This is a genomic window from Mesorhizobium sp. M0761, assembly GCF_040320205.1.
Taxonomy (GTDB): domain Bacteria; phylum Pseudomonadota; class Alphaproteobacteria; order Rhizobiales; family Rhizobiaceae; genus Mesorhizobium.
The window spans coordinates 1-13,560 of record NZ_JAMYPF010000007.1 but is presented as its reverse complement, the minus strand read 5'-3'; the positions used below and the strand labels follow the sequence as shown (position 1 = coordinate 13,560).

At 59.0% G+C, this 13,560-nt stretch carries 16 protein-coding genes; 6 read left to right on the top strand and 10 right to left on the bottom strand.

The annotated features are described in order from the left end of the window. Positions 1 to 147: 147 nt before the first annotated feature. Positions 148 to 1,149, bottom strand: coding sequence for a nucleotide kinase domain-containing protein (locus NKI32_RS13575; RefSeq protein ID WP_023705097.1), 1,002 nt, complete (start codon positions 1,147 to 1,149; stop codon positions 148 to 150). Between the two features lie 129 nt (positions 1,150 to 1,278). On the opposite strand from NKI32_RS13575, the gene NKI32_RS13570 reads away from it, so the two are divergent. Continuing rightward, entirely contained in the window at positions 1,279 to 2,439 is a 1,161-nt protein-coding gene (locus NKI32_RS13570) for a nucleoside triphosphate pyrophosphohydrolase family protein (RefSeq protein WP_031196971.1), read from the top strand. Here NKI32_RS13570 and NKI32_RS13565 read toward each other — a convergent pair. The 5 genes from NKI32_RS13565 to NKI32_RS13545 all read right to left on the bottom strand — a co-directional run bounded on the left by NKI32_RS13565 (position 2,436) and on the right by NKI32_RS13545 (position 5,584). Then, the gene (locus tag NKI32_RS13565) at positions 2,436 to 3,230 is read right to left on the bottom strand and encodes a thymidylate synthase family protein (RefSeq protein ID WP_023705095.1); all 795 of its coding nucleotides are present in this window, start codon (positions 3,228 to 3,230) and stop codon (positions 2,436 to 2,438) included. The two genes, NKI32_RS13570 and NKI32_RS13565, sit on opposite strands and share 4 nt — an antisense overlap. 1 nt (position 3,231) lies before the next feature. Beyond that, complete coding sequence (locus NKI32_RS13560) at positions 3,232 to 3,807, bottom strand: C1 family peptidase (protein ID WP_084565928.1); 576 nt, start codon at positions 3,805 to 3,807, stop codon at positions 3,232 to 3,234. Between the two features lie 73 nt (positions 3,808 to 3,880). Further along, positions 3,881 to 4,891: an ImmA/IrrE family metallo-endopeptidase gene (locus NKI32_RS13555; RefSeq protein ID WP_023708939.1), complete on the bottom strand. Its 1,011-nt coding sequence runs from the start codon at positions 4,889 to 4,891 to the stop codon at positions 3,881 to 3,883. Then, positions 4,891 to 5,268, bottom strand: coding sequence for a helix-turn-helix domain-containing protein (locus NKI32_RS13550; RefSeq protein ID WP_023705092.1), 378 nt, complete (start codon positions 5,266 to 5,268; stop codon positions 4,891 to 4,893). Before NKI32_RS13550 ends, NKI32_RS13555 begins: the two co-directional genes overlap by 1 nt. Next, the gene (locus NKI32_RS13545; RefSeq protein ID WP_023705091.1) at positions 5,258 to 5,584 is read right to left on the bottom strand and encodes an acyl carrier protein; all 327 of its coding nucleotides are present in this window, start codon (positions 5,582 to 5,584) and stop codon (positions 5,258 to 5,260) included. Before NKI32_RS13545 ends, NKI32_RS13550 begins: the two co-directional genes overlap by 11 nt. Before the next feature lie 278 nt (positions 5,585 to 5,862). Between NKI32_RS13545 and NKI32_RS13540 the strand changes: the two genes are divergently transcribed. Further along, the gene (locus tag NKI32_RS13540) at positions 5,863 to 6,657 is read left to right on the top strand and encodes a dCTP deaminase domain-containing protein (protein WP_023705090.1); all 795 of its coding nucleotides are present in this window, start codon (positions 5,863 to 5,865) and stop codon (positions 6,655 to 6,657) included. Between the two features lie 102 nt (positions 6,658 to 6,759). Here the strand turns inward: NKI32_RS13540 and NKI32_RS13535 are convergent, their stop codons facing one another. Then, positions 6,760 to 7,596 carry an SLC5/6 family protein gene (locus tag NKI32_RS13535; RefSeq protein WP_353002821.1) on the bottom strand — a complete coding sequence of 279 codons (837 nt, stop codon included), beginning with the start codon at positions 7,594 to 7,596 and terminating at the stop codon, positions 6,760 to 6,762. A gap of 253 nt (positions 7,597 to 7,849) precedes the next feature. After that, positions 7,850 to 8,002 carry a hypothetical protein gene (locus tag NKI32_RS13530; RefSeq protein ID WP_023751899.1) on the bottom strand — a complete coding sequence of 51 codons (153 nt, stop codon included), beginning with the start codon at positions 8,000 to 8,002 and terminating at the stop codon, positions 7,850 to 7,852. Between the two features lie 232 nt (positions 8,003 to 8,234). Between NKI32_RS13530 and NKI32_RS13525 the strand changes: the two genes are divergently transcribed. From NKI32_RS13525 to NKI32_RS13515, 3 genes are all read left to right on the top strand, one after another. Continuing rightward, complete coding sequence (locus NKI32_RS13525; protein ID WP_023671409.1) at positions 8,235 to 8,390, top strand: DUF1127 domain-containing protein; 156 nt, start codon at positions 8,235 to 8,237, stop codon at positions 8,388 to 8,390. A gap of 140 nt (positions 8,391 to 8,530) precedes the next feature. Beyond that, the gene (locus tag NKI32_RS13520) at positions 8,531 to 8,704 is read left to right on the top strand and encodes a hypothetical protein (protein ID WP_353002820.1); all 174 of its coding nucleotides are present in this window, start codon (positions 8,531 to 8,533) and stop codon (positions 8,702 to 8,704) included. 170 nt (positions 8,705 to 8,874) lie between these two features. Next, positions 8,875 to 9,579: a Crp/Fnr family transcriptional regulator gene (locus NKI32_RS13515; protein WP_023751900.1), complete on the top strand. Its 705-nt coding sequence runs from the start codon at positions 8,875 to 8,877 to the stop codon at positions 9,577 to 9,579. 496 nt (positions 9,580 to 10,075) lie between these two features. Here the strand turns inward: NKI32_RS13515 and NKI32_RS13510 are convergent, their stop codons facing one another. Continuing rightward, entirely contained in the window at positions 10,076 to 10,816 is a 741-nt protein-coding gene (locus tag NKI32_RS13510) for a sulfotransferase family protein (RefSeq protein WP_023751902.1), read from the bottom strand. A gap of 269 nt (positions 10,817 to 11,085) precedes the next feature. On the opposite strand from NKI32_RS13510, the gene NKI32_RS13505 reads away from it, so the two are divergent. Further along, positions 11,086 to 12,300: an aminotransferase-like domain-containing protein gene (locus NKI32_RS13505; protein ID WP_353002907.1), complete on the top strand. Its 1,215-nt coding sequence runs from the start codon at positions 11,086 to 11,088 to the stop codon at positions 12,298 to 12,300. 152 nt (positions 12,301 to 12,452) lie between these two features. On the opposite strand, the gene yghU is transcribed toward NKI32_RS13505, so the two are convergent. Continuing rightward, the gene (yghU, locus tag NKI32_RS13500) at positions 12,453 to 13,322 is read right to left on the bottom strand and encodes a glutathione-dependent disulfide-bond oxidoreductase (RefSeq protein WP_027048808.1); all 870 of its coding nucleotides are present in this window, start codon (positions 13,320 to 13,322) and stop codon (positions 12,453 to 12,455) included. Positions 13,323 to 13,560 lie beyond the last annotated feature (238 nt).

Here is a 13,560-nt window from a genome sequence, read left to right as displayed (position 1 = left end):
GAGCCCGGCACTGAGGTGATGCGCAAGGCCCCGGTAGGGGCCTTGTTTGTCTTGGGGGAAGGCTGATCCTGCGAAGGCTGGCTGCTCTTAAAGGCGACTTTGTCTCCTGCGTCCGTGAATGGCCGCTTCGCGCCTCAACCGAAAAGACTAGAGCAGTTCAAGTTGTTCCTCTGACCTGATCTTATTAACTATGACATCTGCAGGATTGGTAGAGACACCCCAACGCGGTGGGAACCTTGGTTGAGGCAGCTTCAAAGCTGTGCGACGATAGCTCTGCTTTATTCTTTTGCGATCGGCGATACCCTGTACATCCGGGTGTGCCACTCTGGAGTATTTCGAGATTTCACAAAAAAGGTTCTGACAATCTATAGGCTGCAGCCGTCGTCCGAATAGACCTGCGAAATCTATGCCTCGACTTGCAAACTCGTCAGATTGCCGTTCGGTGACCCAGTTGATGATTTCCTCCGCTGACTGGCCATCGGTCGACTTGAAACACTTAGATATGCCGTCAAGCGCGCCAGGCCCAGCGACAACGAATTCGCTTTCATCGAAATCGAGCAAAGTGGAGTAATTCAGGTCGATCGCATACTGGAATGCCAGAAAGCGGCCAAGGCCCGGATAGCCTAGAATTGTTTCATAAACGGTTTGAAGGTCGGGTGCCTGTCGCAGCCTGTCTGGCAATCGGTCAGTCATCATCAAGTTTAGTAGCGCCAGATGATTGCTGTGTTTCCGGGTTTTGCCAAATGGGGGGGGCGGCATGATGTAGGCAGCGGAGTAGATTTTCCTGCCTTTCGCATGGAGACGACTCAGCAACTGATCGGCTCTTTCGAAATCGAAATCTTTCCAAGTCAGCAGCCCAAATTCTCGTTCCAGTGCTTCCCAAGTGTCGACCTTGTTGAAGATTTTAAAGAGAATTGTGCGGAAAAAAACCTCTTTCGGCTCCTGCGAGCGCTCTGACCTGTACTGCACTTCGCTAATCAAATATTGGCTAACACGATCGGCCGCGCGATAGGTGTTAGTGAACCTAAATTCGCGGAGGATCGGATCGTTTGTCCAAGGGCCCCATGGATCAGCCAATCTGCGATAAAACATTGAGAGCCGCTCGGCAGCGAATCTCCAGTAGGTATCGAAAACGACGGTGGTGTTCATGTGCGCGCGAAAGTCGCAGTTAACGAGACGGGCATTGTTCAGCTCCCAAGGCCAAATCGATTCTCTTGGGCGCATCCTAGGATGTCTGGGCTTGCCAGTCAGCACAATCAGCAGATGGAGTGTGGAAAGATGACGGCCGCAAACGATGCCTCCATGTCTGTCGCACAATTCGAAGACCATGCGGCAAGAACCGATCAACTGGAGTTCGGGGAAATCGGGACCTCAATCCTGGGTCTGGTTGGTGAAGTGGGGAGTTTGGTCAGCGCGGTCAAGAAAAAGCGTCGTGACACCGATGGGTTCTTTGGCTACCGGGACGCCGTAGTCGAAGAATTGGGCGATGTCCTTTGGTACCTTTCTGCTGTCGCACGGCGAGGTGGGTCATCTCTCGTCAATTTGACCAGAGGATTGCACCACGGGCCTAATTTCGCGACATTTGACAACGCGGTAGCAACGCAGCGAACCGAGACACTTGAGTCCGCCCTCCTTGGGCTTGCCGGCGGGACGGGCCATCTGGCGAAGCGGAAGGGCGCGGAAACCAAAGATACTGATGTAGCAGCCCTGCACAATGATCTCAGCTACATCCTTGGGCTTTTGGGTGAAGTCGCTCGAGCTGCGGAAGTTACACTAACCGAGGCCGCCATCCGGAACGTTGTAAAGACCGAAGATCGTTGGCCAACACAACGGGTGTTTCCGCCACTTCTCGATGAAGGCCTACACATTGACGAACAGCTTCCGCGGCAGATGCGAGTGCTGATTTACGAGCGCGAGGTCAATGGGACGCGATTTGTGTTTCAGAAAGCGGGCGGTTTCCTACTAGGCGATCGCCTGACCGACAATCACCTCCCAGAAGATGACTTCCGCTTCCACGATGTATTCCATCTTGCTTATGCGGCAGTCCTTGGGTGGTCACCGACGACAAGGGCGCTGCTAAAAATCAAACGAAAGAGCCAAAAGGCCCTGGACGAGAACGAGGACGGTGCACGAGCAAATTTGATCGAAGAAGGTTTGACGACGTGGATTTTCGAGACCGCTAAGCAGCATCGCTTTTTCGCCAATACGCCCAAGCTTGGGCTGGATATCTTGAAGGACGTGAAGCGCTTTGTTCGGGGCTATGAAGCCGAGAAGCTGCCAATGTGGCTCTGGGAGTCGGCGATCCTTCAGGGTTACGCCGTGTTCCGTCAACTCCAGACGGCGCGAATAGGTGTTGTCCTAACCGATTTGAACCGGCGTGAAATTTGGTTTGAAGATATGACTTCGGAAGACAGAGAGTCATGCGGGATGAAGGATTAGCCCATTAAACTTCGACACTCTTCGAGCAAAGCAATAGCTTCTGCGCGCGACCAGCCTTGACCCTGATCGCCCTTGCTAGATTTTCCGTGGTCGATCATCGCATGGGTGGAGATACAGGTAAGCGAGCCCATTTGCGCGCCGGCTTGGCCGGCCACAAACGCTTGGAGCCGACCAAGTCCGATGAAATTGCCAAGCCCACGAGCGATGTAGGCATGGTTGCGATACATTACCGTGAGCAAAAGTCGATTGTCGTTCGTCAGTTTGAAACTCAGGAAGCTTAGGCACTGCCGATTGGATCCTTTCCCGGCGTCTCGACCAGGATCGTAAACGGTCATCTCGTAGGCATTTCGATATGTCTTTTTGTCTGAACTGATCTGCCCGCGCATAAACGTTACGAGATCGTCCAGCGGATTGATCACTTCTACCTTATTGTTGACGAGCTTCTTCCAGCTGGTCAGTCGCTCGAAATATCGTCCCCAGTCGCGGGTGATGGTTTTCATTCGAGGAAAAACGCGGTCATGGTAGGCGCGGTAGAATTGATCCGGGCCATGCTGATCGAATAGGCTTTGTGGAAAAATGGTGTTGGCGACCCCATTCAGAGCGTTGCAGTGATGGGTCCGAAGGAAGCTGTCGACGACACGAATAATTTGTGCGTCGGTCTCGTCCTCGAGCAAAGGATCAGCAATGTCGATGACCACGTTGTTAGCCTCGCCACCTAGGTTCTCCACGGCCGTTGCCGCAGCAAGCCAAGCTTTAACATTCGTAGGTTGCGGCTCAATCGGAAGATACATTTCAAATTTCTCCTGCCATAACGGCCGCACCCACCAGGCGCGGCGAGAGGTAAGACGTGTCGATCCAGGCGTATCCAGCAAGACCCCATGCCTCGCCCCAAGAGTTGCGAACAAGCAAATAGCTTTTGCTGCCAACAGTTCCGTGACCCACCGCAACCAAGGCATGAACACGCTTCGGTTCCATGGCCTCTGTCGAAGAAATTATCCCGTGTGGGGCTGGCTGATAAAAGGCGTGAGAAATACTCATTGTAAACAGGACGGGTCGGCCTTGGTCTATTTGCGCAATGAGGTTTCTAACCGTTGCCGTAATCCTCTGACCTTGTTGCCGAAAGATTGGATTGGCACCCGCTGGCGGCCGCCAATTTGTAAAGTCCACGAACTCTGAAGCGTCATAAGGCCATTGTGCCTCAACGGGCTGCCCATCGCCGCGTAGAGTTTCCAGCATGGTTTCGAAGTATACGCCCACGTGCGGCCTGGTGCCTTCTCTCTTCAATGCGTGGAAGTATGCCCATTCCACGGACAATGGCACCCAGGCTCCGCGCGACACCGCGTGTGCGTCGCTCGCGGCAAATGCCATGCATGTAGGGCGCGGGTCCTGATCCCTCGCTGGCCCAAATTTGGAGCGAAGATCCTTGATAATCGTGATCACGTCAGGCCGCCTCGAGGACGCGTCGCAGGTCAGGCTCCCACATGCCGGGCGCTTCCGGTCCTCTTAGATCGTATTGCAAGTGAAGCTCGTTGAGGGGCTTGCCTGGAAGCCACGGCCTGCGCTCTTGCAGGGTCACTTCGCCTTGGTTGCGATCGTTGGACCGGGTCGTCACTTTCCGGGTGAGGAGGCCGCCCACGAGGTCTGGATCGATTGCTTCTTGATCGTCGGCCACAACTGCGAAGCCCGCTGACTTTAACGCATCAAAATCCCATAGATAACCAGCGCCACTGTTTTCGCGAAGACGCACAACGAAAAGGTCATTGCGTCCTCCTTCGATCAGGCTGCCTTCATCATGGTTCGTAAGCAGCCATACGTCAGATCTCCAGTCCGGTGGCTCATAGCCGGTCAGCAGGCTACGCTTTATGTCCTTTGGCTGATGCGAAAGAAGCCTCTCGCGCTCATCTCGCCGAATGACTTTATGCCTTTCCAAGACATAGCAGGTGGCGCTGTAGCTTGTGCCCAGACGGAGAGATAGCTGGTAAACGGTGGCAGGATCGGACAGGGCTTGAGGCAACCATTTCTGTTTCGCAACAATCATGGCAAGTAGCCAGGACGGGGCCAAAAATATGGCGGCGAACGCGTCTGCCTGCTGTTCTTGTGCATCCGCAGGCGAGCTTACGGCGAACGGAGCACGACGTAGAATTTTTTCGTCGTCGAAGCTCGGCTCATGCTGCATATAAAGATGCCCAAGCTCATGCGCTCCGGTGAAACGCTGGACGGGCAACGGCCGTTTTGTCGTGATCAGCACACCCGGTTCATCTGCTGGTACGTATGCACCAAGCAGCTTGTCCAACGGTTGAAACATCAAGGTCGCGCCGAGGTGGCCGATCGCGCCAAAAACGTCAATTCTCCCGCCACCGCTACGCTCCAAACGTTTGCGAATCCCGAGGTCACGGTGAAGCTCGCTGGCAGCCTTCGTTCCGGTCAAGATCGAGTTACGCGCATCGACCATCACTGCCCGCCCTTTGTTTTGGCGCGCGACCTTAGGAAGTCCGCGAACCGCGCCAATTCCTGACGATCTTGCGTGGACAGCGCTGCAGCTGCCCTGGCGACATGAGCGACTTCCTCAGGAACTTCGACAGCATCCTCCCCGGTAAACCAGCTAACTGGTCGCTGATAGAGTTTCGCCATTCTCGACAACTCAAGTGCGTCAACTTTTCGCTGACCTGCCTCAATATGGGAGAGTGCGCTGCGGGGGATCGCCAGATGTTTGGCCACGTCGTCCTGCTTAAGACCCACATACTCCCGAGCTGAACGCAGACGTTCGCCGAGAGCCATGCGATCTGGCTCTGAAGGAGGCAAGGCAAATCCGGCGCGGTCATCGGTCATGGTGTTCTTCTTCCCTAACTGAGGCGTTCCAGACGGCGCGCGTTTCAGCCACAAGGTCACCGACACAAGCTTCAACGCTATCGTAGCCACCTTTCGGTGCGAAGGTGGTCGGCAGTTTGATGCCCAGAACCTCTTCGATCGAGCAAATGATTTCGATCACGACGAGCGAATCGATCTCAGGCTCACATGCACTACGTGTTCTCGGTCGCAGAACCGACTGAATACCCATCTGGTCGCGAACTGCTTCACGAATACGGTCTTCAACATCTTCATCGGGAAAGCCGACGTCCGGCTTGAAACGCGTGCGCACGTCCATTTGAGTGCTCCGTCTTATAATCGAACATCATATGTAGCGCATGTTCGATTTTCAGACAAGCGTATTTTGCTACTTCTAGTCGAATGCTATCGACGGTTCCCGAACAGGGCGTGCCTTCAGGTGCCCAACTTACATTGATAGCGTGGAGACAAAGCGAAGCAGAGGAGCAGCCAAGTCACTGCTTGCATTTAACGGATGCCCATGTGGCATCCGAGTCGTCTAGTGATAAAAAGGATTTGAATATCCCTAACGATTCGTGACGGGGAGGAGCAACGGGAATGGCATTTTGGAGCAGTCAACGGCTCGAATCTGGGTTAATGAAGCTCGTCGACCATGATCATCGCGATGTGGTTGACTGTAATGCCATCACAATGCGCGTCGGTAGCGAAATCTATATCACGCCTGGATTGGAACAACCGGCGCCCAATTCGCACACCAAGCAGATTTTATCGGAAAACGCTCCGATCGCCATTCCGCCCGGCCAGTTTGCATTCTTGCTGACCGAGGAGACGGTCACGATCCCTGTTGACGTGATGGGGTTCATCTCCATCAAAGCAACATACAAGTCCAAGGGACTCGTAAATGTATCGGGATTCCACGTCGATCCCGGCTGGTCGGGCCCATTAATCTTTGCGGTTTTCAACGCAGGTCCGGCCACAATTCATCTGCAGCGCGGAATGCCCCTATTCCTCCTTTGGATCGCCGACCTTGATGCGCCATCGGTTAAACACAAGGACAAGCTAGGCCCGATCGGTATTCCCCCCGGCATGATCAACAACATCACTGGCGTCGTAGACTCCCTCTACGCACTCGAAAAGCGAATGAAAGATGAGTTGAAAGCGTTGAGCGACAAGAACGAGGGGGTGCGAACACAGGTGGCCGACATCAAGGAGCGACAGTCACGCGTTCTCACTTATTTCGCAATTGTGGCTGTCATCGGCGGCGCAATCGTCGGCGCGGCCGTCAAGGCAATCGGTGATGGCCTGTTGCCAGCTGTGAGCACCACGGCAGTGCCCGCGCCAGCTGTTGCACCCCCCACCGCAAATCCCATTGCGCCTCAAGGAAAGCCGTGACGATCGCGGCTCAGACGACCTCCTTTTGCGGAAGAGCGCCAACGCCAGTTGAACTCAGACGGTTTGGCGGTGATCCTCTAGGTCCGCCAGCCCACGCGCCCCTCACGGCGTAGTGGTAAACCCGCACTGCTTCTGTTCCATCTCGATCTGCTTCGTGATGCGGATGGCGTTCTGGGCGTAGGCTTCGGTCACCGAGCCGCTGTTGACGGTCTTGTCCTTCAGCGGGCTGACGGCCGCGCAGAGGTGGAAGACGTGCTCGGTGTCGGACTTCGCGGCGCCGTTTTCCGGCGCGATCCAGTAGACGATATCCTGGCCATTGGGGTGCGCCGCGTCCTTCGTCGCCGCGGCCACCGTGGTGGAGTCGGTGGCGATCGCCTGCGCCTGGGCGGCGACTTCGGGCGAACAGGCCGTGGTCGGCTGCCCCGCCTTGATCTGTTCCGCGCAGGTGTTCATGTCCTGCGTGTACTGCTCGACCGATGGCGGCTGGTAGCTGACCCCGATCAGCGTCGCCAGCACGGCCAGCACGGCGCCGATACCGCCGGCCACCTTCTTGCTCTTCGGGTCCATGTTCTTGTCGTTGAGGATCAGGATAACCAGCGGCAGGAAGGCAATCAGCGTGATGATCGCGCCGAGCTGGTTCTGGACGAAGAACCTGAACGTGTCGGATTCGCGGGCCGGGTCCTTCCGGTTGGCCGCCTTCCAGAGCAGGCTGCCGGCGATGGCGAAGATCGCGATGCCGACCAGGATGCCGATCAGCAGCGGCAGGTTTCCCTGGTCGAACTTGTGCTTGTAGAGCAGTACGATCCCGGCGATCTCGCCGCCAATGGCGATGACCCACGACAGCACGGCGAACAGGCGCAGCCGCGTGGCCCCGGACTTCTGGCCCTGTGTTGCTTGCCAGTCCTTGGTAACGTCTACGGTCGGCTTGTTGTCGGTCATGACCAGATCCCCCGGTATCGACACTTTTGCGGGGCGTCAAAGGCGCCCGGCGCAGCGTCATTGATCGAACGTCGCCTGCCCCGGCGCGAAAGCGCCACGGCAGACCCCATCCTTATTGCGCATGATGGGATTCGTCCATAGCCGAGGGGGCGGACGACGATGCCGGCGATGGCGCGGAGGAGGGCAGGGCAATCGCATAAGGGGCTGGCGCAATCCCATGCGATTGCCCGGGAAGAGGGAGTCACCCCTTGGCCTACACGAACCGGCCCAGCGCATCGACGATCAGATCACAGAGCTTCGCATGGTCGAGCTTCATCGCCACGCTATGGCGGAAGTCGGTCTGCTCGCTCGCCGTACCGCCGAAATGGTGCATCGCGCCCATTTTCTCGAAATTGCAGACCGTCATGCCCTTGGTCCAGCGTCCCGCAAGCTCGACGCGGATGTCGGCCCTTTGGACGCGGGCAGTCTGGCGCGGCCTCCTTAGCGACTCTCCCGTTCCCTGAATTGATTTGTATACAAATGTTTCTGGCGGGCATCGGTTTGTGAAGCGCTTCACCGTTGCCGCGCAATCGATCGGTTACAGAGGCCGTGCAAGAGCGGGCCTGAGGCAGCGCTCTGCTGCTGCATGGAGGTAACCGATGTTTGAAAGTCTCAGCAGAATTCGCGCTGCCCTGGCGCGCGCCAGCAAGCACAGGAAGACCGTGCGCGCACTGAATGCGCTGCCGACGGAGATCCAGAAGGACATTGGCTGGACGGAGTCGAGGTCGATCGATGAGATAAGGCTGCCGTTCTAGGGCCGCATCCAGCGTCGCTAATATATCGCTCGCCATCGATTGTTCGGAAGCGTACAGTGCAGCATCGTCGGCCACATCAATGGGCGCTGACGCTTGGGAGCGACCATCGCACTCCTGCCCCGACAGGAGGCATTGGAGCCATGGCGGAGCAACCGAGACAGTCCGGTCTGAGCGCCGAGGCGCTCGCGGCCTTGGCGCGGGAAACCGGGGCCTCCGAGCAGCAGATACAAGAGATCGCATCGCTGATCGGCAACGATCGCTTGTCCATCGTGCGCGAAGCGCGCATGGTTGCGGCTGACCGCCCGAAGCGCTGATCCAGGAAAAGCTGCTGGATTGATCCATGGGGCGTCGCCCCTGATTTGTCGGTTTTGTACGAAGTACAATGGCTGAATCCGAGTCAGCTATCGTCCAATGACCGTTTGCATTTGGGCAGGGCGCCGACGGCTGGGAGATTACATGTGCTCTTGCCCTTCGGGAGAGAGCGATGGACCAGTCGGTCAGCAAGGAGAAAAGCGGCCTCTTGCGCCGCATGAACCCGGCCGACTTCGCACTGCTTGCGCCGCATTTGCACCATCGTGTGCTCGATCTCAAAGCCCCGCTCGAAATGGCGGGCGAGCCGGTCGTCTCGGTATGCTTCCTGGAAAGCGGCTTGGCCTCGGTGGTGGCGAGGAACCGGCCGGGCCTGGACACCGAGGTCGGCATCATCGGCCACGAAGGCATGTCGGGCTCCGCTTTGGTGATGGGCGCCGACTGGGCGCCCCATGACTGCTACATGCAGATGCCGGGCGAGGCGGTGTGCATCGATTCCGAGCCGTTCAAGGCAGCGCTGCAGAAAAGCCCGACGCTTCGCGCCTTCCTGCTGCGCTATGCCCATTATCTGCACGGCCAGACCAAATCCACGGCGCTGAGCAATGCCCGCGCCAAGCTCGAGGATCGGCTGGCCAGATGGCTCCTGATGTGTGACGACAGGGTGGTCGGCCATCAGATCCAGATCACGCATGAGTTCCTGTCCGTCATGCTCGGCGTCAGGCGTCCGGGCGTCACCATCGGCCTGCAGATCCTGGAAGGGCGCGGCCTGATCCGGTCGCGGCGCGGCGAGATCGTCATCCGCGACCGGGATGGCCTGATCGCCGTCGCCGACGGCTTCTACGGCCAGGCCGAGGCCGAATACGAACGCCTGCTGGGCTGAGCCTGGCACGGGCTGGAAATGGCCGACGCGAATGCCGGTGAAAGCATGTTGCCAGAGCCGCGCCGGCCATTTGCGGCCATCTGGGGAGAGGCCGCCCGGCAAATCTAGCATCGGCGCAAAAGCGGGCAACGAACCGCAATGGCTTGGTAAAAAGCGTACATTCGAATTGTGTTGAACCTTGGTTCGGCAAGAGTATGAATCCGCTGTCGTCGACCATTGTATGGGGCGCTGGCGCCTGAGACTTCGACAGGCTCGCGCGCCCGATGTGAACGGGGAAAACCGAAATGGCAGAACTGCCTTTTCGATGTATCCGCCTTCGATTGCGCCATCCTGCGCGCCGCCTTCATCAAATCGGTGATGGAAGACAATGTCCCGGAAAAGCGGTGGCGCGCGCTCGCCGCCTCCCTGGTTCGCGACCTGACCGACCACGAAGACGTCGAGCCGGATCTGCTCGGCTGGATCACGCGCAAGTAGCGGTATCCTGACGGTCCGGCGGCTACCCCAGCCACCACCACAGCGCCGCGACCGCCGCAAGCACCGCCGCCACCGACAGCCCCAGCATGAAGTAGCTGCCCTTGATGATGTCGCCGATGATCTTCTTCACGCTTTCGCGGTCGTTGAGGTTGGGGAAAGGCTCGTTGGGCAGCGCCACGCCGAGGAAGCCGCAGAGCGGCGCCCAGCCATCGCTGACCTTGAACACCAGAAGCTTCTCCGGCGGCACGGCCGCTATCACCTCCTCGGTATAGGCGTTGTAGCGCGCCACCGCCTTGGCGCGGTCGTCCATCACGCCGGCAAGCGTGCGGCCCCAGATCAGTCTGTGCGACATGTCGCCGAATTTGCGGCCGAACGGCGTCAGCCATTCCAGCACCTTGAACTGCCACAATGTCTCGGTGAAGTGGATGGTGTCGATGGTGCTGTCGTACCAGGCCTCGGCGCCGCGCGGATGCAGGGTGAGCAGCACCTTGGCGTCGGGATAGGCGGCCATCAATTCGCGCCACACGCAGCATCCCGGATTGTCGACCGTCGCCTTGTAATTGGCAAAGACTCTGGTCCAGTCGTGCTGGCTGCCGGGCGGGCTGTTGGCCACCTTGCGCCAGAAGTCGAGATGGCCCTTGTTGGCCTTGTTGAGGATGACTTCCTGCATGTGGTAGCTGGGAAGGCCCAGCCTGTTCAGCGCGGCAAAGGTCGACCATGTGCCGGTGCGGCCGAATCCGGCCCCGATGAGCTCAAGCGTCATTTTAACCCCCCTTGTTGAGACCGCTTTTCTTTTTATGCCGGTCCGCTCGGAATGAGGTTGCATCCGCGCCCCTCGGCGCGCAACAATTTTCCCTGTCCAGGGCAGAAATGTGTTTGCTTTTTCGTCTGGGCCACGCGGAATGAGGGTCTGGCTATTCCCGCGGGTGAGGGAGCCTGATAATAGGTCAGTCAGATTGACCTAAATCGCATGGGCCGGAACGGTCATGCTGGACCAGATGCCGTATCCCGGGAGGTGGGCTCGTGAGTTTGATGGACCTGTTGGCGTCGCGCGCCTCGCGCATGAAGGCGTCGGAAATCCGCGAGCTGCTCAAACTGCTCGACCAGCCCGACATCATCTCCTTTGCCGGCGGCATCCCCGATCCGGCCTTGTTTCCGGCGCAAGCCATCGCCGATGCCTATGCCTCGGTGCTGGGCGGCGCGGAGGCGAGCGCAGCACTTCAGTATCAGGTCTCCGAAGGCTATCTGCCGCTCAGAAAATGGCTGGCCGGCCAGATGGGCAAGCTTGGCATCGCCTGCGACGAGCACAACATCTTCATCACCTCCGGCTCGCAGCAGGCGCTGGATTATCTGGGCAAGCTGTTCCTGTCGCCCGGCGACACAGCGCTCGTGACGTGGCCGACCTATCTCGGCGCGCTCCAGGCCTTCAACGCCTATGAGCCGCGCTACGACCGGCTGACGCCGGATGGCGGCAACATGACGCCGGCCGCCTACCAGGCGGCGGCTGCTGCCCCCTCTACTTTTGCAAAAGAGGGCGGCAAGGTGAAGTTCGCTTATCTCGTTCCGGATTTCGCCAACCCGACCGGCGAGACGCTGAACCGCCAGCAGCGCGAGGCGGTGCTCGACCTTGTCGGCGAGCTCGACATTGCCGTCATCGAGGACGCCGCCTATCGCGCGCTGCGCTATGACGGCGAGGGCCAGCCGCCGATGCTGGCGCTCGACTGCGAACGCTCAGGCGGCATCGACAATGCCCGCACGCTCTATTGCGGCTCGTTCTCAAAGATTCTGTCGCCGGGCATGCGCGTCGGCTGGGTCTGCGCGCCGCGCCGCGTCGTCGAGCGACTGGTGCTGATGAAGCAGGCGTCGGACCTGCACAGCCCGTCGATCAACCAGCTGGTCATGCACCGCGTCTCCGAGGCCGTGTACGACAGCCAGGTGGAAAAGCTGATCGGCGCCTATCGCCAGCGCCGCGACGGCTTGCTTGCAGCACTCGAAGCGGAAATGCCGGATGGCGTCAGCTGGAGCCGACCGGAAGGCGGCATGTTCGTTTGGCTGACGCTGCCCGAAGGTGCGGACGCCACGGCACTGCTCGCCCGCTCGGTCAAGGAAGCCCGCGTGGCGTTCGTGCCGGGCAACGCATTCTACGCCGACGGTTCGGGCCGCAACACGATGCGGATGAGCTTTACGCTGGCTGATGAACGCGCCGTGGGTGAGGGCGTGCCGAGGCTGGCGAAATTGATGGGCTAATCTCCCCCCTTGAGGGGGAGATGTCGCCGAAGGCGACAGAGGGGGTCGCCGCGCGTGGAGCGCTAACCTTCATCAGTCGCAGGAGGTCGCGCCCAGTCGAGCCGACCCCCTCTGGCCTGCCGGCCATCTCCCCCTCAAGGGGGGAGATTAGCTCACTCCGCCACCACCAATTTATCCTGCGTCTTCGTCTCGAAATCGCTGGCGTCGTGGCGCTCGTGCAGTTGCATGGCGGGGTCGCCGAAGGCGCGGTTGACCATGCGGCCGCGTTGCACGGTCGGGCGGGCGTCGATCGCCTTGGCCCAGCGTTGTACGTGCTCGTAGTCCTGCACCGACAGGAACTCGGCGGAATCATTGTACATGCGGCCGAGCGCCAGGCCGCCATACCAGGGCCATACCGCCATGTCGGCGATCGAATAGAAGGCGCCGCCGAGGTATTCGGTCTCCGCCAGCCGCCGGTCGAGCACGTCGAACTGGCGCTTGGTCTCCATGGCGAAGCGGTCGATGGCGTATTCGATTTTTTCGGGCGCATAGGCGTAGAAATGGCCGAAGCCGCCGCCGAGATAGGGCGCCGAACCCATCTGCCAGAACAGCCAGGACAAGGTTTCCGCGCGCGCCGGCTGTTCGGTCGGCAGGAACTCGCCGAACTTTTCCGCGAGATAAAGCAGGATCGAGCCGGACTCGAAGACGCGGACAGGCGTCTTGCCGCTGCGGTCGAGCAGCGCCGGGATCTTGGAGTTGGGGTTGACCTCGACAAAGCCCGAGCCGAACTGGTCGCCATCGTTGATGCGGATCAGCCAGGCGTCGTATTCGGCGCCCTTGTGGCCGAGCGCCAGAAGCTCCTCCAGCATGACAGTCACTTTGACCCCATTCGGCGTCGCCAGCGAATAGAGCTGCAGCGGATGCTTGCCGACCGGCAGCACCTTGTCATGCGTCGGACCGGCAATAGGCCGGTTGATGCTGGCGAACGTGCCGCCATTGGCTTTCTTCCAGCTCCAGACTTTCGGCGGGGTGTATTCGGTCATGCGGGAAATTCCTTGGGTTTGGCGGGGCGAAAACGACGGCGCGAGACTGATGGCGGAAAAGTCGGCGGAACGTAGATACTGGAACACATAGGTGCAATTCAGAAAGGTTCAACTTGTGTTGAACTATTATCGATGTCGGCGCCGCCCCTCATCGCCCTGCCGGTGTCCAGCCGATAGATGGGTAACACTTTGAACCGGATACATAGGTGACACTTCTCTCCCCCTATGCGTCCGCCGC